This is a genomic window from Methylobacterium sp. 285MFTsu5.1 (genome assembly GCF_000383455.1).
In the GTDB taxonomy this organism is placed as follows: domain Bacteria; phylum Pseudomonadota; class Alphaproteobacteria; order Rhizobiales; family Beijerinckiaceae; genus Methylobacterium.
The window spans coordinates 70,558-87,616 of record NZ_KB911286.1 but is presented as its reverse complement, the minus strand read 5'-3'; the positions used below and the strand labels follow the sequence as shown (position 1 = coordinate 87,616).

The following is a 17,059-nucleotide window of genomic DNA, read 5'->3' as shown; positions in this document are numbered from 1 at the left end:
GTGGCATCCGGATTGGGTGAGGCACCCGACGCCCCGATCATCGCTTGAGGTGCTGCCCGGCGAACCGCACAGGGGGGACAAGGTTCCTGCCCGGCGGGCCGTCCGAACGGCGGGATCGGGGCACCGAGAAACCGCAGGATGGATCGGATTTCGCGCGCGAATGACCGGTCCTGCGCAGCCTTTGCGCGGGAATACGCCGTCTTCGCCGCCCGGCCCGCGGCTTTATCTCCGATCGATACAGATCTAGATTGGCGCACCGAACGAGGCGGCGCCGCGCGGGGGGCGCGGCCATCCGGACCGGCTCTCGAGGTGACGATGGGCCAGACGACGATCAAGGATGTCGCCCGACGGGCCGGCGTGAGCTTCCAGACGGTCTCGCTGGTCCTGAACCACCCGCAGAAGGTCGCCCGGACCACGCGCGAGACCATCGAGACGGCCATGCGCGACCTGGACTTCGTGCCCAGCCTCGCCGCCCGGTCCCTGCGCAAGAAGCCCAGTCGCAGCATCGCCTGCGTGTTCGCTCCGGCGCCGGAGCCCGCCGCCGACGGGGGCCGCCCGGGGGAGACGGCCGATCACGGCCACGTCCTCCGGACCTTCGGCACCGTCACCGACCGGCAGGGCTACACCCTGGTCCACCGCTGCCGCCGCGCCGACGACCCGGACGGCCCGGGCCGGATCGCCGGCCTCGTCAGCGAGGCCCGGGTCGACGGCCTCGTGGTCTTCGCCGAGGATCGGGACGACCCACTGATCGGCCTGCTCCAGGCCAAGCGATGCCCGTTCGTGGTGTTCGGTCTGGAGGTGCCCGGCACGCACTACGTCGCGCTGGCGGAGCGCGACGCGGTCCACGGGGCCGTCCGCCACCTGATCGCGGCGGGGAGCCGGTCGATCTGCCTGCTCGCGGGCGACGCGCGCCGGCCCGCCGCCGCCACCGAGCGGTTCCGCGGCTACCGGGACGCCCTCGCGGAGGCGGGGCTGCCCCTGCGCGACGCCCTCGTGGTCACCTGCGACGGGACCGCCGCGGGCGGCTACCGGGCCGCGCGGGCTCTCCTGGAGGCCGGACCCGGCGCCCGGCCGGACGCCGTCGTGGCCGCCAGCGACCGGGTGGCGTTCGGCGCGCTGCGGGCGCTGCACGAGGGCGGCGTGCGGGTCCCCGCGGAGATCCGCGTCGTCGGCTTCGACAATCTCAGCCAGGGGGCCTACGCGGTCCCGAGCCTGACCTCAGTCGATGTCCCGGTGCTCGACATGGTCCGGTCCGCCTTCGCGACGCTGGTCGAACTGATCGAGGGGACGCGGGCGCCGGACGACCTCGCCCAGACGCTGTTCCCCGCGCGCCTCGTCGTGCGCGAGTCGAGCGCGCCGGCGGCACCCTAGCGAGGCCAGCTCTCACTCCGCCGCGAGGACGCCCGCGCCGGATTCGCCGCGTCCGAACTGCGCCGCGTGCAGGCGGCTGTAGGGGCCCCCGGCGGCGAGCAGAGCCGCGTGCCGGCCCTCCTCGACGACCCCGCCCTCCCCCAGGACCACGATGCGGTCGGCGTCCCGGATGGTGGCGAGGCGGTGGGCGATCACCAGGGTCGTGCGCCCGCGGGCGAGCTCGGCGAGCGCCCGCTGGATCTCCCGCTCGGTCTCGGTGTCGAGCGCCGAGGTCGCCTCGTCGAGGATTAGGATCGGCGGGTTCTTGAGGAAGACCCGTGCGATGGCGATGCGCTGCTTCTGGCCGCCCGACAGGCGCACGCCGCGCTCGCCCACCACGGTGTCGAGGCCCTCCGGCAGGCTGTCGATCAGCCCGCCGAGACGGGCGCGCCGCGCGGCGGCGTCGATCTCGGCCTCGGCGGCGTCGAGGCGGCCGTAGGCGATGTTCTCCCGGATCGTGCCGGCGAACAGGAACACGTCCTGCTGAACGATGCCGATCTGGCGGCGCAGACTCGCCAGGGTAATGTCGCGGATGTCGATCCCGTCGACGGTGATGCGGCCCGCCTCGACCTCGTAGAAGCGCGGCAGCAGGGCGCAGAGAGTGGTCTTGCCGACCCCCGAAGGACCCACGAACGCCACCGTCTCGCCGGCCGCCACCGCGAGGTCGAGGCCGGCGAAGACCGGGCGGCCGGGCCCGTAGCCGAAGCCCACCCCTTCGAAACGGATGTCGCCGCGCAGGGCGCCGACCGCGCGCGCGCCGGGCCGGTCGGTGATGTCGGGCTCGGTGGCCAGCAGCTCCTGGTAGCGGCGGAAGCCCGCGACCCCCTTCGGATACGTCTCGACCACGGCGCCGATCTTCTCCAGCGGCCGGTAGAACACGCCCACCAGCAGCAGGAAGCCCACGAAGCCCCCGGGCGTCAGGTCGCCCCGAACCACGAAGGCGGCGCCGCCGAGCAGCACCGCGATCTGGACGAGGCGCAGGCCCAGGTAGTTGATCGACAGGCCGGCCGCCATCAGCCGGTAGGCCTCGAGCTTGGTGTCCCGGTAGCGGGCGTTGTCGAGGGCGAACAGGGCGCGCTCGTGGGGCTCGTTGGCGAAGGCCTGCACCACCCGCATCCCGCCGACATTCTCCTCGATCCGTGCGTTGAAGGCGCCGACCCGGCCGTACTGGGCCTGCCAGTTGCGGGTCATGCGGCCGCCGTAGCGGATCGACACGAAGGCGATTAGCGGCAGGATCGCCGCGGTGATCAGCGCCAGCGGCGCGTGGACGTAGAGCATCAGCGCGAAGGCGCCGAACAGCGTCATCACGGCGATGAACAGGTCCTCGGGCCCGTGATGGGCGACCTCGCCGATCTCCTCCAGGTCCTTGGTCACCCGGGCCACGAGGTGGCCGGTCTTCTGGCCGTCGTAGAAGCGGAAGGAGAGTTTCTGCAGGTGGTCGAAGGCCCGCGCCCGCATCGTGGTCTCGATGTTGATGCCGAGCACGTGGCCCCAGTAGGTGACGACCACCATCAGGCCGGCATTGGCGACGTAGACCAGCGCCAGCGCGGCCGCGGCGAGCAGGATCAGGCCCCAGTCCTGCCGGGGCAGCAGGCTGTCGATGAAGCCCTTCACGGCGATGGGAAAGCCGAGCTCCAGCAGGCCCGACAGCACCGCGCAGCCGAAATCGACCAGGAACAGCGTCCGGTACGGCCGGTAATAGGCGAGGAAGGCCTTCAGCATCGCGCGGCTCGGATCAACGTTGGGCGGCGCACTCGACGGGGCAGAGCGCGCCGCAGGACGGCACCCCCGGCAGGCGGTGGCGCAGGCAGCAGACGCGCCGCCGCCGGCAGCCCGAAGGTCCCGGGCAGAGCGCCTGCGCAAGAGGACTCTCGAGCGGGCTCCTAGCGCAGCCGGGGCCGGCGCGCCATCCGAGGCAGGCCGCGACGTCGTCACAGGCGGCGGCGCGGGCGGTAGGGCAGGTGGTGGTACAGGCGCTCGCGCAGGCGGTGTCGGCCCCCTCCCCGTCCCCAGCCAGCCCGGCGAGCGGGTCCCCGAGTTCCCGGGCGACGTAGTCGAGGATCACCGCGGCGTTGCCCCAGAGGACCCTGGGGGCGATCCCGCACCGGGCGTGGCAGAGTTCGACGAACGGGCGCAGATGCGCCTCCACCAGCCCGGTCAGGCCGGGCGCCGGGTAGGCCGCGCAGGCCGACCCGTCCGCGGGCAGGCGGAAGCGGCGCGGCCGGCCGGCCGCGTCGAGCTCGAGGCTGACCGCGTCGAAGGCGAGCGGCAGCGGCCGGCCGAGGCACACCAGGGCGGTCAGCGCCGGCGTCGCCAGGGCCGCGAGGTAGAACTGGCTCCAGTAGGAGACCCGGACCCGCGGGTCGGCGGTCCGGAACTCCGCGCCGAACCCGGCCCCGAAGGCGGCCAGCGTCGCGTCGAACACGGCCTCGTCGCGCAGGGCGCCGAGGGGAAGCGCCCCCGGGCCGCCGGGGCCCTCGGCGACCCCGTCCCGGTAGGCCGCGAGCGTGTCGGGAACCTGGGCGGCGACCTCGGCGATCATCGCGCCGCCCCGTCGTCGCGCAGGGTCCGGTCCACCGTGACGGCGAGCCACGCCACCGCGGCGGCGTAGAGCGGCAGGGTGGCGGCGAAGTAGCCCGGCCAGCCGATCCAGCCGGCGAGCGCCGGGGCCGCCACCCGCAGCGGCATCGCGGCGAAGAAGGCGGCGCCGAACAGGAGCGCGTAGTCGGTGGCGGGCTTCGGCCCCTGGGCCCAGCGGTAGATCATGTTGAAGACCGGCACGCCCAGGAACCCGCCCGCGACGAAGCCCAGCACAGCGGCGGCGATGCCGAGATCCGGCACCCGGCCTGCGCAGGCGACGACCATCAGGCCCCCGGAGGCCAGGACGCCGAGGGCCCCCACGGCGATCAGCCGGACCGTGCCGAACCGCGCGGCCAGCCATCCGGCCGCCAGCGCCATGACGAGGTTCACGGCCGGGAGCACGGCACCGGTGAGCGTGCCGACCTGCCCGAGCGGGACGCCGAGATCGAGGAGCACCAGGGTGTTGGGCCCGCCCACGAGGTAGGAGGCGGCGAAGTAGGCACCGAGCACCAGCACGCGACCGCCCAGGCGGCGCAGCCGCGCCAGGGAACCCGACCAGCGTTCCGGGCCCGCACCGGCCGCGGTGCCCGGACCGGCGCTCCGGGTCTCGCGCAGGCGCGACTCCCGGTAGCCCAGGATCGGCAGCAGGCAGAGGGCGTCGAGGGCAGCGCAGGCCAGGACCGCCCCGCGCCAGCCCAGGCTGTCGTAGGAGCCGACCAGCACGCCGACCCCCAGGATCCCGCCGAGGGAGGCGCCGCACAGCTTGGCCGAGGCCACGAAGGCGCGCCGCTCCGCCGGCACGGTCTCGACCACCAGGGCCTCGAGGGCGATGTCCATGGTCGCCACGCAGGCGCAGGCGGCGATCGCCAGGGCGAGCAGCGTCGGGAGCGGCCAAGCCTCGCCGAGGCTCAGGACGACCAGCAGGAGCACCGAGGCGGCCTGCGCGGCCGCGATCCAGCCGATCCGGTGGCCGAGGATCGGCAGGCGGAGCCGGTCGAGCAGGGGCGCCCACAGGAAGGTGAGCCCGACCGGCAGGTTGATGAGCTGCAGCAGCCCGACCTCGGCCAGCTCCACGCCCCGCGCCCGCAGGATCAGCGGCGCCCCGCCGGACAGGAAGCCGAGCGTCGCCCCGAAGGTCACGTACAGGCAGAAGAACGGCGCCAGCGGCCGCAGGGCCGCCAAGGTGTCGACGACCCGGGTGCCGATGGCGGGTCCGGCGGAACCGGTCATCGCCCCCCGCACGCCGTACCTCGACCGGTGCCGCGATCCGGGCCGGTCCGGAGACCGCAGTTTATAATCACACTAATCTATTGATTTACCTCGGTTTTCGCTGTTTAGAGAGGCCTGTGCCGGGGATCAAGCCGGCGGGTTTTCGCGGCGCACCGTCGCGCGCCGCCCCGCCGGATTCGGCGTTAACCTTTCGTCAACCATGCCCCCGACAGAGTCCCCGGCGGAGGGCTGAGCCATGACCCGACGCCGGGACTTCGACGCGCTGAGCGAGGCGCAGATCGCCGCGGACCGCACGCAGGGACGCTGGGTCGAGCCGAGGGCGGGCTTCCGGCCGGCCGGGCCGCGAGCCGTGTCCGATCTCCTCGACACGATCCAGCACGTGGCCGAGGCCGCGACCGGCGAGCGCAGCTTCCTGCACCTTCGGCCGGAGGCCGGTCGGCCCCGCGGGCGCTGAGACGAGCCGGCCCACGGTCCCGCCGCCCCGACCGCGCGGCGCACTGGCAAGGGCCGACCGGTTCTGCAACAACGCCGACATGAGACGGCGTCCGGCCCTCGAATCCGCCCCCGCGCGCGCCGATCGCATCCGCCCGATCCGGCGCCGCCCCATGGGCGTGGACGCGGCGGCCGGGCGGCTGGTCGGCCATGGCGGCCTGCCCGGCGGCCGCGACGGCCGGATCCGAGGGTCCAGGTCATCACCGGCTCCGCCGAGAACGCGACCTTCGCCGCCGGCGGCCTCGATTCGGGGATGCGGATGATCACCGAGCCGTGCTCCGTGGAGACCCTGGCCGCGCGGGCGCCCGCGCCGATCGCCGGTCGCGACTGACCGCCGATGCCGCCGCGCTCCCGTTTCCCCATCTCGCTCCCGCGCTCGCTCCCGCGCGCTCTGCCACTGTCGCTGACGACCCGCATCCTGCTGCTCGTCCTGCTCGCCCTCGCCCCGGCGCTGGCGATCCAGGGCTACAACGAGGTCGCCCTGCGGGCGAGTCGCGACGCGGCCGTGCGGGCCGATGCCCGCGCCACCGCGCGGGACGTCGCGGAGGATTTCGCCCAGATCTCCGAGCGGATGCAGCAGGCCCTCGACTTGATCTCCGAGGACGCCACCGTGCAGGTGCGGGAGCCGGCGGCCTGCACCGCCTACCTGCGGCGGGCGGCCGCGCGGCTGCCGCACGTGCTGCTGATCGCCCTCACCGATCCCGACGGGGCCGTGATCTGCGACAGCGCCGGCGCGCCCGCGGGCTCCTACTCGAGCCGCGGCCGGGCCTATCACCGCCGCGCCCTGGAGCGGGGCGGCTACGCGGTGGGCGGCTACGCGGTCGGCTTCCAGACGAGGCGGCCGTCGATCCACTTCGCCCGGGCCGTCCATGTCGGCGAGTCGGCGGGGGCCCCGGCGGGCGTCCTGCTCGCCGCCGTCGACCTCGACTGGCTCTCCGATCACTTGGAGCAGGCGCTCCATCAGCCGGAGACGGCGATCACCGTGACGGACCGGGACGGCCTGATCATCGCCCGCCGCCCGGACGAGGCGGCCTGGATCGGCAGGCCGATCCCGCCCGACCGGGCCGCCATGCTGGAAGCCCAGGGCAGCGACGTCCGCGTCGCCGCCGGCCTCGACGGCCGGACGCGGATCATCGCCACTGCGATGCCGGACGGCCCGCTGGCCGGGGTGCGCGTCGTCGTCGGGCGCGACTACGCCACTGCCTTCGCGGATATCGACGCCGCCACCCGCCGCGGGCTGGTCCTGATCGCCCTGGGGGCGGCGCTGGCGCTCGCCGCCGCCCTCGTGGCCGGGCGGGTGTTCATCCGCCGCCCGGTCGACCGGCTCCTGCGCGCCGCGGCGGCGTGGCAGGCCGGCGACCTCGCCGCCCGCACTGGCCTGCGCGGGGCCGCGGAGTTCGACCGGCTCGGCAGCAAGCTCGACGCCATGGCCGGCACCCTCCAGCGCAGCACCGCCGAGCTGCGCGCGGAGATCCAGCGCGGGCGCGCCCTGCAGGCGCAGCAGGGCACGATGCTGCACGAGCTGAACCACCGGGTGAAGAACACCCTGGCCACCGTCCAAGCCCTCGCCCGGCAGTCCCGCGGCTCCGCGGAGGTCCTGGAGGCGCGGATCCTGGCCTTGTCGAAGACCCACGACCTGCTGACCCGCGAGGACTGGAGCGGGGCCCCCCTGCGCGAGGTGCTGGAGAGCGAGCTCGGACCCTACCGGACCGGCGACGACCAGATCCGCCTGGACGGGCCGGACGTGTCGCTGAGCCCCCGCGAGGTGCTGGCCCTCGGCATGACGGTCCACGAGCTGACCACCAACGCGGCCAAGTACGGCGCCCTCTCGGTCCGCGAGGGCCGCGTCCGGGTGGCGTGGTCGCTCGCCGCCGGCGCGGCCGGGGAGCGGCGCCTGCGGCTCAGCTGGGAGGGGCGCGGCGGCCCGCCGGTGCGGGCGCCGACCCGGGTGGGCTTCGGGACGCGGCTGATCGCCGGCGGCGTGCGGCGGGAACTCGCCGGCACCGTCGACCTCGCCTTCGAGGCCGAGGGCCTGCGCTGCCGCCTCGACGTCCCGCTCGATCCGGGTCTCGGCACCATGCTGGCGCCGACGGGCTAGGTGCGGCCCGGCTCGGGTAGATTCAGTCTTTAGAGCAAAGCTTTGAGCAAGGATCCTGGCAGATCGGTCGAACGCGCCCGTCCGCACGCCGCACGTCGCGCGCGGTCGAGCCGCGCTCAGATCGCACGCGAGCATTCCTCTGAATCACATTGATAGCTTTGATTTTTCCGGTCCCGGTATCACGCGCCGGCGCGCGTCACCTCGCGGACGTCGCGCTTTACCTGCCGCCACGTCCGCCAGGGCTCGAGGTTCGAGAGCGCCATCCGGCGAGCGCCCATCCAGCCGAGGCCGAGCGCGATGACGAGGAACGGCGCGGCGACGATCAGCGCGGCCGGCGCCTCGGCACCGAACGGCACGGCCAGCAGCTTCACCACGGCGTCGAGGCCGAGGAAGAAGGTGACGATCAGCAGCACCGGGATCGTGCCGACGATGGCGATCAGCGACACGATCGCCCGGAAATTGCCGTCGACCTCCGTCCGCGCCAGCGTGAGCAGCGCCTCGACATGCGCCGTGCCCTCGCGCAGGGCCGCGATCAGCAGGGCGAGGGTTCCGTCCGGGGTCTGACGCATGGATACGAGAATCCTCGGGGCCGTCACCGGCCGGCTCTCGCCAACGGGGCCGCAGCCCGAAGCGTTCCGCGCCGGTGGCTCACAGCATCAGGAGCAGGGCGCCGAGGATCAGTACGGTCGCCAGGCCTGCCAGGAGGACGGCCCGGCCGGCATCGGCGCCGTCGTCCGGGATCGGCTCCGGGGCGTCCGGCGCGGCGGATGCGGGCGCCGCGAAGGCCGCGCCCTGCCCCGCCTCCGCGGCCCGGACCGGCGGCGTGCCGGGCTGCGGCGCCGGGAGGGCGACCGAGACCGGGATCGCCCGGTCCGTCGGGGGGCCGAAGGCCTCCGGCTCGACGCTCACGCCCGCCGCCTCCAGCTCCAGCATCACGAGGACCAGGGCGTCGACGTCCATCCGCTCGACGGGCAGCGCGGCGCGCAGATCGTCGGCGGTGAGGAGGCCCCGGGCGCGGCCGAGGGCGACCAGCCGGTCGAGCGTCGCGCGATCCAGAGCCTGCGTCATGTCCCGCCTCCGCGGCCGCGTCCCGACTGTCCATCGAGAACGCGCCGGGGTGGCGCCGGTTACCGGCGGCCGCAAGCGTTCCGGCGCTAGGCCCCGACGGCGGGAGCGGCCGCTGGGATCGCGCCGGGCTCCGGCCGCGCGCCGCCCGGTCCCGGCCGGAACCGGAGCATCGGCCGCTCGATCAGGTACCAGCTCAGAAGGCCGAGCGGGATGGCGGCCGCGAGGGCGAGGGCGGCGACCGCCCAGGGCGAGATGCCGGGGATCCGCGCGACCAGCAGGTTCTGCACCGGCCACGCGTAGAGGTAGAGCCCGTAGGACGGGTCGATCTGGGCGGTGGCGCGGCTGAGGGCGGTGGGGCGCACCGCGAAGGCGAACCAGAAGATCAGGTAGCCGCCGAGGATCGCGAAGGCCGGCTCGGCCAGCGGCCGGCTGAACATCAGCGGCAGGAGCAGAAGGGCGGCGCGGGCCGCGCCGCGCCGCGTGTAGGCGATCCGGTCGGCGAACAGCCGGAAGGCGCCGCCGCAGCAGAACACGAAGGTGAGGCGGATCATCTCCGACAGGGATCCGAGGGTGTCGCCCGGATGCCCGACGGGCAGGAAGAGCCAGCGCAGGGCGAGGAGGCTGCCGAGCCCCCCGAGCAGGCCGAGATAGCGCCCGCGGCGGCGCAGGGCGCGGGCGGTGCCGACGAGGCCGAGCAGCAGGTAGCAGCCGAACTCGCACGGAATGGTCCACATCGAGCCGTTGAGCAGCGGGTAGGGCAACTCGGCGAAGGCGCCCGGGACCACCGGCATCAGCAGCAGCGACAGCCGCAGCAGCGTCTCGAGTGGCGAGGCGGCCGCGAGGTTGCCGCCGCCGAGGGGCGCGACGACGGCGATGCAGAGCAGGGACGCGACCACGAAGGCCGGGTAGATCCGCAGCGCCCGCCGCGCGAGATAGTCGCCGAAGGAGCGCTTGGCGCGGTAGCTCGCGGTGATCAGGTAGCCGCTCACGAGGAAGAAGCCGTCGACGGCGATCTCCCCCAGGGACAGGGTTCCGAAGACCTGCGTCAGCAACTCCCGGGACCGGTTCCCGTCCACGAGTTCGGGGGCGTGCGCGAGGATCACGAGGCCCGCGAACAGGAGGCGCAGGGACCCGAAATTGTTCGCCCGCGGATCCCGGCCGCCCGTCGTCTCCGCCACCCCTGCCCGCTCCGCGACGCCTCTGCCCGCCGCCCAGGGGCCGGGAAACGGCGCGCGAAGGCAAGGACGCTGGGGCAACACGCGCCGGAGATCTGGCCGCGTCGCCCGCGTCCGCACGCGACGGTGCGGGCGCCGTTGCGCTCCCGGCGCGGTTGGGCTAGGGAATGGCCACGGCCAGCACCCGTAGCTCAGCTGGATAGAGCGTTGCCCTCCGAAGGCAAAGGTCACACGTTCGAATCGTGTCGGGTGCGCCAATCTTCTCAATGACCTAGGGGGCTAAGCCCTGCGGTTGAGAAATTGCCGCGGAAGCGCTGCGGAAGCATCGTGCGTTCTTCTGAGCCGGTGCTGTCCCAAATCGCGTTACCGCAAATGTGATCGCTAGGCGGCTGAACGGCCCTTAGCCTTCCTCGTCGGCCGAGACCGCTCTTTCGAGGCGGCGAGTATCCGAGCGACACCCTCCGCGGCTGCTCGATCCGAAAGCGTAGGCTGCCGCGACGCCTCGATCGCTCAAGCCGCACGCTCCTCTGGGCTCGGATCCTCAACCGATCATCTCGGGTTCTCAGGGGCCGAGGATGGCGTCCACGGTCGCCAGCGCACGCAGCTGGGCGAGATGCGTATCGGCGGCGGCAGGAGGCCCCGTCGGACGTAATCGTCCACGGTGCTCTCGCTCATCATGAGTTCGGCGGCGAGCGCGCGGCGCGAGGTAGGTGGCAGTCGGCATACGGCCGTTTTAGGGTAGATGCTCCGGCGGCAAGCCGTTGTCGCGGCCCGAGGCCGCGTGTGAGGCCGGAACGTCACCCGGTGGCGCTCCGCGGCGGCAGCTCCCGCTTCCGCACGATCCGAGCCCGATCCCGCAGGGTGACCTCGTTCGTCGGCCATTCCAGGCAGGCGGCCTCGAATGCGGCGATCGCCGCGGTCAGCGGGTAGATCGTGGCGAGGTGCAACTCGAGCTTGCCGCCGATCCGGTCCCAGATCTCGATCGTGTAGGGGGTGCCCGGCGGCACCGGCGGGATTTGCTTGAGCGCTGGCGGCAGCGTGATCGCCGCGAGGCACAGGTGCTCGTACTTACGCGCGGGCGGCGCCCCGGGCGCGCGCTGGTAGCGGCACGAGGCTGTCAGGTGCCGGAGCAGGTCGAGCGTCGAGGTGTCGGCCCCATAGCGGTCAATCAGGCTGGCGACGGTGTAGCGGCCCGAGCGCTTGCAGGCCGCGCAGTCGACGAAGACCCGACCGGGCCCCGCATCCCCCAGGCGCCCCATTCTGGTGGCCCTCCGCTCGCGAACGAATACGGAACAAGCCTGAGGCGGCGATGCGCTTCAACCGACGGCGGCCGCGGCGCGAGGAATCGTGGTGGAGCGGTGTGGACGACGTTCGGAAAGCAAAGACCGGTCAGGGGTTTCGGCTGACCCGTGCGGCGCCCGAGACCGGTGGGCTATTCTCGTGCAGCCAGCGATCGAGCGAAAGCCAGGAGGCGACGGCGAGCGGAAGATCGATTGCGGGGCTTGCTGACATACCGGCGGGTAACGGGGCGAGATAAGAGCAAGGCGCCCTATCGTACTATCAACAAGGGGCACGCACAGGAAAAGCGCCTGCTGGTGATCCCAGCGGGCGCCTGATGCATTGAGCAGTTAGTATCTGCGCACTAATTCGGCTTCACTCGCCTCTTAAGACGGTATTCATGAAAATTTAACCACGCCTCGATAGCTTCGAAATTTTCATGACTAAACTTTTCTGGGAAGCTGAGCGTGGCGACACCTTCAGGAATGTTGCAGGTATCAGCTCGAGAGCGTCAGAGGCTGTTCAAAAGCGGCGCACGAAATCTCCGAGCTCGAGGCTCATCCCAGCTTGGAAACCGATGTGCCAGGCCCGGACTTCAGCGGGCAGCATGCCGGCTTTCAGATGCTCCTGGGCCACGATGATGCCGACCTCCTCGACCCGGCGCACGAGGCCCTGAACGCTACCTGTCTGCGGGCTCAGCGTCTTGATCATCTCGCTCGCTGCGAGCCGGCCAGCTTTTTCGCCTCGGGTGGTGGGAGCGAGCGGCTCGCTATGCGGCGGCATGGGATACGATTGCCTCACCTGCGGGAGCCGATACGCAACGCGGCCCGGCGACAGAATGGTCGGCCTTGGTTTCTGTGTCGTGCGGATGCCGGCGGGCGAGCCGTCCCGCGCCAGGATTCCAGGCACGAAAAAGCCCGCGCCGGCGGACCGGGCGGGCTTCTTAGGCTCGGCACCGACAAGGGAGTAATCCCGCCAAACCTGAAACTGAGAGTGGGTTAGGAGCAGGGAAAGACAAGCCCCCCAACGGTAGTGACGCTGGAAGCGAGGACCCGACGCCCGCCCAGGCAAATCGAACTACCCATCTTTGAAAGCGTTCACGCCCCGCAACAACGGAGAGCACGACATGAAGGTGATCTCAGCGACCGTCCTTGGCCTGGCGCTAGTCAGCGGAACCGCTCCGGCCTTCGCACAGCCATACGGCGGGCGCGACTACGGCTACGATCGCGGCGACTACGGACCCCGCGACCGAGGCTACGGAGATCGGGGCTACGGCGATCGTGACCGCCGCGACTACGATCGGGACTATGACCGAGGCTCGCGGGGCGGGCGTGGCGACTACGCGTTCAACGAGGAGGAGTATCTGCGCTGCAATCCGGATGTGCGCCGGGCGGTCATAGGCCGGGCGATCAAGTCCGGTCTGGAACACTACCGCAAGGTCGGGATGGCCGAGGGCCGGAAGTTGACCTGCAATTAGAGCGCATCTGAAGAGCAGAGCAGAGTGCGAAATAGCCCCGCGCGGCGGTGCCGGCGGGGCCGAAGGTGGTGAGTCTCGGTAACGGGATAGCAGCGTAGCGGGCGCCGTGACATCACCCGTTCGGGGGAGGCTACCGACACGAAAAAGCCGCCGCGGCCGGAGCCGGGCGGTTCGAGGTCATCGCATCGGGGATGCTGGGTAGACCCGCGCGCGGGCTGGCGGCTTCCCACCGCTCTCGCGCTAGGCAGATTCACTCCGCGGCGACAGCAGCCTTCTTCGCCTTGCGAGCGCGGACAGGCTTCTCGGCCGGCGCGACCGCAGGCTCGGCCGCCTTCTTCCGTCCCCGGGCCTTGGGCGCCTCCGCAACTTTCTCGTCGGTGGCGGCAGCCTTCGGGGCTGCGTTTCTGCGCAGGTTTCCGAGGCCGGTGTTCTTCGCCAGGGCCGAGCGCATCTCGGAGTAGCTCGGGGCGGTCATGGGGTAGTCGACCGGCAGGCCCCACTTCGCCCGATATTCGTTCGGGGTAAGGCCCACTCCTTTGAGGTGCCGCTTCAGAGTCTTGTACGACTTGCCATCCTCGAAGCTGATCAGCGCGTCGTTGCTGATCGACTTCCGGATCTGGCTCGGAGTGGCGCGGTCGACCTTAGCCTCGGCCGGAGCGGCGGGGTTGTTCAAGCCGTTGAGCGCGCCGTGGATCGCGGACAGAAGCGCCGGCATTTCGGACGTAGGCACAGAGTTTTTCGAGACGTAAGCGGACACGATATCGGCCGTGAGCTCGATTAGGTTGCTCTGATCCAGAGCCGATGTTGATGTAATGTCGTCCATTGAAGCCTCCTGCGTATGTGGCTGAGACTCACGCAGCAACAACGACGCCTAGTCAAGGCGTATCTATGCTGGGACGGCGGAGAACGTTGGATATATGGCGGCTTCCAGGATAGTTGCTGAACATGTCTGCGAGAGATCGAGGCCCTCAGGTCCAGTGGCTCATGTCTTCCTTGGCGCCAGGCTCAGTCACCCCCAAGTCGGCACCCAGGCCGCCACGGGCCTTGATCCTCATGGAAGTGGCTCGCAGGCCCGCCTGCCGCAGCCCCGTCACCTCGATCTGAGCGTGGAAGCCGGACTGGCCAAAGCGCTCGATGTGCCGGCCCAACTCGGCCACGTGCTCACGGAGTTCGGACATTCCGCGGCCGCCACCGCCACCGATCCCACCAGCTGACGCCGCCGGGACGATTGACCGGATCGACCCGTCCGGCATCTTCATCGTGCCGTCGCCGAGATCGAGGCCTTCCTTGCCGTCCAGGCCTTTGACCAGCTTCGGCTCGAGCGCCGTCGCGTCCTTGGCCACACCGGCGCCCAATCGCCACGCGCCAGGGCACAACGCAGCGCCGGATTGAATGGAGCCCAATCCTGGGGCCACCCCTGCTCCGAAGGAGCGCCAGCGCGACGCGCGTCTGCTCCTCCATGCGAGCCGGCTTCGAGCGGATCTGGAAGCGAATTTCGTCACCCATGTCTCAGAGCCTCGTCCTCAGGGCTTCAGCGGCGGTGGCGAGCAGGTCGGCCTCGCTGTCGCGGCGGCCAGTCTCGGCGACGTCGCCCAAGCGATCGATGCAGCGGTCCATGAGGGCCGTGCACAGGCCGAGCTGCCAGTGAGCGAGCCGACCGGATGCGTTGGGCGTCTCGGTACCGTCGGGACCGTTCGTGATGCTGCAGGGTCGGCATGTCATTGCTGCGGCGCCCGAGTTCCCGGCCACCATCTGATCGCTCAGGCTTGGCCGGTCTCACTCATCGCTCCCGCAACCTGCATGGAGCCCCGCCGCGTGGCGCGCTCCTCCGCCGGATCCTCGCCCTTCGCCACTTGGCCCAGCAGCCCCTTCGCCTCACGGCGGGCTTCGTCAGCCGTCAGGGCGCCGTGCAGCCCTATCGTGAAGCGCCTCGACCGCCCGCTGGCGCGGTACTACGCGAGGTAGCTGCGCCGGCCGGATGCGAAGATGCGCACCCCGAAGCCCGGGAGCTCATCGCACCAGAAGAAGTAGTCCCAGCCTTGCGACTCGGCCGCCTCGACCACGCGCTTGCTGAGCTTGGGCATGCCCTCCCCTCCGGTTCTGCCGAAGCACTGCGGAAGCACGCGGAAGCAAACCGAGCCCATCCGGCGGAGACGAGAGAAATGCCCGGCGCGCCAATTTCACAAGGGGCAGCAGCGGTTTGGCAATAACGAGTAAACTCTAGCAATCACGGGAAAACATGTTAGGCTAATCCTCCGAAGGCAAAGGTCACACGTTCGAATCGTGTCGGGTGCGCCAATATTATCAATGGCTTAGCAGGCGTCAGCGCTGATCTTGGAATGGTCGGTATCACCAAGGTGTCACCGCTGCGATCCCAAAGCGCGTCACTTCTCTGCTCGCTTCTGCTCCTCTCGCCGGTATGACGATAGCTAGCCCCGTGCAGGATGCCTCCGTGAAAGCGGAACTCGCTCCGACCGGTATGCTCCGAGTCGGTCTCGTTGAGGCGCCGTCCGCTGGCCTAATCTTCGTCAGCCGTGTCGCCGACGGAGCGCTCGACGGCGTGACAGCCGATCTGAGCGCGGATCTCGCCCGGCAGGTCGGCCTGCCGCTGGCCGTCACGCTGTTCCCGAACTCGGGCGCCGCGGCCGCCGCCCTCGAGGCCGCGGCGATCGATGTCAGCTTCATGCCGGTCGACGTGGCCCGGCGGCAGGTGATCGATTTCGGGCCGGGCTACTACGACCTGGAGAGCACCTATCTGGTCAGCGTCGGGTCGGGCATCACCGACGTGGCGCAGGTGGATCGGCCGGGTCTCCGGGTCGTGGCGATCGACGGCACGACGACGTTCCGCGCCTCCGCCCGCACGCTGACCCGGACGCAACCCCTCCCCGTCCCGTCCGTGGCCGAGGCGGTCGCGCGCATGCGCGCCGGGCAGGCGGACGCCATTGCCCTCTCGCGCGACACGCTGCGGCCGGTGGTCCTGCAGGTTCCAGGTTCCCGGATCGTCGCGGGCGGCTTCCAGCAGACGCAGGTCGCCGTCGCCGTGCCTAAGGGGCGCCCCGCCGCCCTCGCCTGCGTTACGGCGTGGCTGGACGAGGCGAAGCGCACCGGTATCGTCCGGCGGATCTTCGACGCCCGCGGCTTCCGCGACGACGCGGTCGCGCATTAACTGGTGCTCCGGTCGCGTCGCGTGTGGTAGCGCGACGTTCGAGAGGGAGCGAATTGAGGATTGCCGTATGGCAGACAACCACAGCAAAGAGCGTATTCAGGCTGAGGCAGCTTTTGCGAAGATGCAGGACCGGTTTGGCAGCAAGGCCTTTGATGAGCCGGCAGTCAGTGCGGCGGACCAGAACACCGCACGCCTGAAGGCCGCGCGCCTTGAACGGGACGCCGCCAAAGCTGAGGCAAAAAAGCCGTGATGCACGACGCCATAGGCGAATCCCTTACCGAGCACCTGAAGGCGAAGGGCTACCTGAAGTGAGCGACACTGACGCCCAGCCCGATGGGATCCAAGAAATCCTTCGGCTCGCGACGGCGCTGGCAGAGCAGTTCCTGCAGTCTGAGGCGGAGGAGTCCGCCCGTCCGGAGAGGCTCAAGGCCCTCATCAGCGCCGCCCAATTTCTCCACGACCATGATGTGGCTTGGCCGACCGCCTTGCGTGAGGCCGTGGGCAAGGCCGTAGAGCGAATGGAAGCGGTCAGTGGACGATGAGGACCGAGAATTCGAGCACTCTCCGCTGTCGGGCTCTTTCAGTCGCGATGGTGCGATCGTCGACGTCGAGATCTACCGCTACGCCGACACGCAGGACCCCTGGCAGTTAGTGGTGATCGATCTGTCGTCTGGCGGCTGCACCGCTTGGCAGGAGACCTTCACGACGGATCGTGAGGCTTACGAGGCCTTCACCGCGACGGTCGAAGCGGACGGCATGGCATCTTTCGCGGGCGTCGTGCCGACCGTGCGGCACTGACCCCATCCCTGCTTCGTGGCAGCGGCCGGAGTTGCGCATGCTAAGCCGCAACGGCTATCCGGGCCTAGGGGGCTGTAGCTCAATGGTTAGAGCCGACCCCTCATAACGGTCTGGTTGCAGGTTCGAGTCCTGCCGGGCCCACCACGTCAGAGCAGCTGGCGTGACCTTCATTAAGGAGATCGGCGAGGGGCCCGGATTGCGGCTCCGGAAGGCGACATCCACCGCAACCGAGAGCCTTTCGGCTACTGACGTAGGCGAAACGCGCCCTAGGTTTTTCGCCTGTAGGT

General features: G+C 70.9%; 18 protein-coding genes, 2 tRNA genes and 1 pseudogene. 10 read left to right on the top strand and 11 right to left on the bottom strand.

The window, feature by feature from the left end; all coding sequences use genetic code 11:
• Nucleotides 1-315: 315 nt before the first annotated feature.
• The gene (locus H288_RS0122115; RefSeq protein WP_020094763.1) at nt 316-1,371 is read left to right on the top strand and encodes a LacI family DNA-binding transcriptional regulator; all 1,056 of its coding nucleotides are present in this window, start codon (nt 316-318) and stop codon (nt 1,369-1,371) included.
• A gap of 12 nt (nt 1,372-1,383) precedes the next feature.
• Here H288_RS0122115 and H288_RS0122110 read toward each other — a convergent pair whose 3' ends face one another.
• Genes H288_RS0122110 through H288_RS0122100 form a run of 3 tightly spaced genes read right to left on the bottom strand, consistent with a single transcriptional unit; the run spans nt 1,384 to nt 5,220 of the window.
• Nucleotides 1,384-3,132 carry an ABC transporter ATP-binding protein gene (locus tag H288_RS0122110; protein ID WP_020094762.1) on the bottom strand — a complete coding sequence of 583 codons (1,749 nt, stop codon included), beginning with the start codon at nt 3,130-3,132 and terminating at the stop codon, nt 1,384-1,386.
• Nucleotides 3,133-3,145: 13 nt separating this feature from the next.
• A complete protein-coding gene (fhuF, locus tag H288_RS0122105) occupies nt 3,146-3,952 on the bottom strand; it encodes a siderophore-iron reductase FhuF (RefSeq protein ID WP_020094761.1) in 807 nt (268 codons plus the stop codon).
• Nucleotides 3,949-5,220, bottom strand: coding sequence for an MFS transporter (locus H288_RS0122100; RefSeq protein WP_020094760.1), 1,272 nt, complete (start codon nt 5,218-5,220; stop codon nt 3,949-3,951). The genes fhuF and H288_RS0122100 overlap by 4 nt, the downstream gene beginning before the upstream one ends.
• Before the next feature lie 235 nt (nt 5,221-5,455).
• Between H288_RS0122100 and H288_RS0122095 the strand changes: the two genes are divergently transcribed.
• Both H288_RS0122095 and H288_RS0122090 read left to right on the top strand, forming a co-directional pair.
• A complete protein-coding gene (locus H288_RS0122095) occupies nt 5,456-5,674 on the top strand; it encodes a hypothetical protein (protein ID WP_020094759.1) in 219 nt (72 codons plus the stop codon).
• Between the two features lie 375 nt (nt 5,675-6,049).
• Nucleotides 6,050-7,810, top strand: a complete 1,761-nt coding sequence (locus H288_RS0122090) for an HWE histidine kinase domain-containing protein (RefSeq protein WP_020094758.1) — start codon at nt 6,050-6,052, stop codon at nt 7,808-7,810.
• Nucleotides 7,811-7,989: 179 nt separating this feature from the next.
• Here the strand turns inward: H288_RS0122090 and H288_RS0122085 are convergent, their stop codons facing one another.
• From H288_RS0122085 to H288_RS0122075, 3 genes are all read right to left on the bottom strand, one after another.
• Nucleotides 7,990-8,379, bottom strand: coding sequence for a phage holin family protein (locus H288_RS0122085; protein ID WP_012318288.1), 390 nt, complete (start codon nt 8,377-8,379; stop codon nt 7,990-7,992).
• Nucleotides 8,380-8,458: 79 nt separating this feature from the next.
• Nucleotides 8,459-8,878 (bottom strand): RNA polymerase sigma factor region1.1 domain-containing protein, encoded by a 420-nt coding sequence (locus H288_RS0122080; RefSeq protein WP_020094757.1) that lies wholly within the window; start codon nt 8,876-8,878, stop codon nt 8,459-8,461.
• Nucleotides 8,879-8,964: 86 nt separating this feature from the next.
• Nucleotides 8,965-10,056, bottom strand: a complete 1,092-nt coding sequence (locus H288_RS0122075) for an acyltransferase family protein (protein ID WP_020094756.1) — start codon at nt 10,054-10,056, stop codon at nt 8,965-8,967.
• Between the two features lie 177 nt (nt 10,057-10,233).
• Here H288_RS0122075 and H288_RS0122070 point away from each other — a divergent pair.
• A tRNA-Arg gene (locus tag H288_RS0122070) sits at nt 10,234-10,310 on the top strand.
• 540 nt (nt 10,311-10,850) lie between these two features.
• On the opposite strand, the gene H288_RS0122065 is transcribed toward H288_RS0122070, so the two are convergent.
• Both H288_RS0122065 and H288_RS0122060 read right to left on the bottom strand, forming a co-directional pair.
• Nucleotides 10,851-11,312, bottom strand: a complete 462-nt coding sequence (locus H288_RS0122065; protein ID WP_020094755.1) for a hypothetical protein — start codon at nt 11,310-11,312, stop codon at nt 10,851-10,853.
• Between the two features lie 541 nt (nt 11,313-11,853).
• Nucleotides 11,854-12,042, bottom strand: a complete 189-nt coding sequence (locus H288_RS0122060) for a hypothetical protein (RefSeq protein ID WP_020094754.1) — start codon at nt 12,040-12,042, stop codon at nt 11,854-11,856.
• 415 nt (nt 12,043-12,457) lie between these two features.
• On the opposite strand from H288_RS0122060, the gene H288_RS0122055 reads away from it, so the two are divergent.
• Nucleotides 12,458-12,808, top strand: coding sequence for a hypothetical protein (locus H288_RS0122055; protein WP_020094753.1), 351 nt, complete (start codon nt 12,458-12,460; stop codon nt 12,806-12,808).
• Nucleotides 12,809-13,058: 250 nt separating this feature from the next.
• Here the strand turns inward: H288_RS0122055 and H288_RS0122050 are convergent, their stop codons facing one another.
• The 3 genes and pseudogenes from H288_RS0122050 to H288_RS34095 form a co-directional block, all read right to left on the bottom strand.
• Nucleotides 13,059-13,631, bottom strand: a complete 573-nt coding sequence (locus H288_RS0122050) for a MucR family transcriptional regulator (protein ID WP_026605190.1) — start codon at nt 13,629-13,631, stop codon at nt 13,059-13,061.
• A gap of 145 nt (nt 13,632-13,776) precedes the next feature.
• Nucleotides 13,777-14,151, bottom strand: a complete 375-nt coding sequence (locus H288_RS0122045; RefSeq protein ID WP_020094751.1) for a hypothetical protein — start codon at nt 14,149-14,151, stop codon at nt 13,777-13,779.
• Between the two features lie 477 nt (nt 14,152-14,628).
• A pseudogene (locus H288_RS34095) lies at nt 14,629-14,892 on the bottom strand (Arm DNA-binding domain-containing protein); the annotation flags it as partial.
• A gap of 335 nt (nt 14,893-15,227) precedes the next feature.
• On the opposite strand from H288_RS34095, the gene H288_RS0122030 reads away from it, so the two are divergent.
• The 5 genes from H288_RS0122030 to H288_RS0122015 all read left to right on the top strand — a co-directional run bounded on the left by H288_RS0122030 (nt 15,228) and on the right by H288_RS0122015 (nt 16,916).
• Nucleotides 15,228-15,974, top strand: a complete 747-nt coding sequence (locus tag H288_RS0122030) for a transporter substrate-binding domain-containing protein (RefSeq protein WP_042669446.1) — start codon at nt 15,228-15,230, stop codon at nt 15,972-15,974.
• A gap of 67 nt (nt 15,975-16,041) precedes the next feature.
• Complete coding sequence (locus H288_RS34815; RefSeq protein WP_100253048.1) at nt 16,042-16,224, top strand: hypothetical protein; 183 nt, start codon at nt 16,042-16,044, stop codon at nt 16,222-16,224.
• Nucleotides 16,225-16,282: 58 nt separating this feature from the next.
• Nucleotides 16,283-16,516: a hypothetical protein gene (locus tag H288_RS0122025; RefSeq protein WP_020094747.1), complete on the top strand. Its 234-nt coding sequence runs from the start codon at nt 16,283-16,285 to the stop codon at nt 16,514-16,516.
• A complete protein-coding gene (locus H288_RS0122020; RefSeq protein ID WP_020094746.1) occupies nt 16,506-16,772 on the top strand; it encodes a hypothetical protein in 267 nt (88 codons plus the stop codon). Before H288_RS0122025 ends, H288_RS0122020 begins: the two co-directional genes overlap by 11 nt.
• A 68-nt stretch (nt 16,773-16,840) precedes the next feature.
• Nucleotides 16,841-16,916: transfer RNA gene (locus H288_RS0122015), tRNA-Ile, on the top strand.
• Nucleotides 16,917-17,059 lie beyond the last annotated feature (143 nt).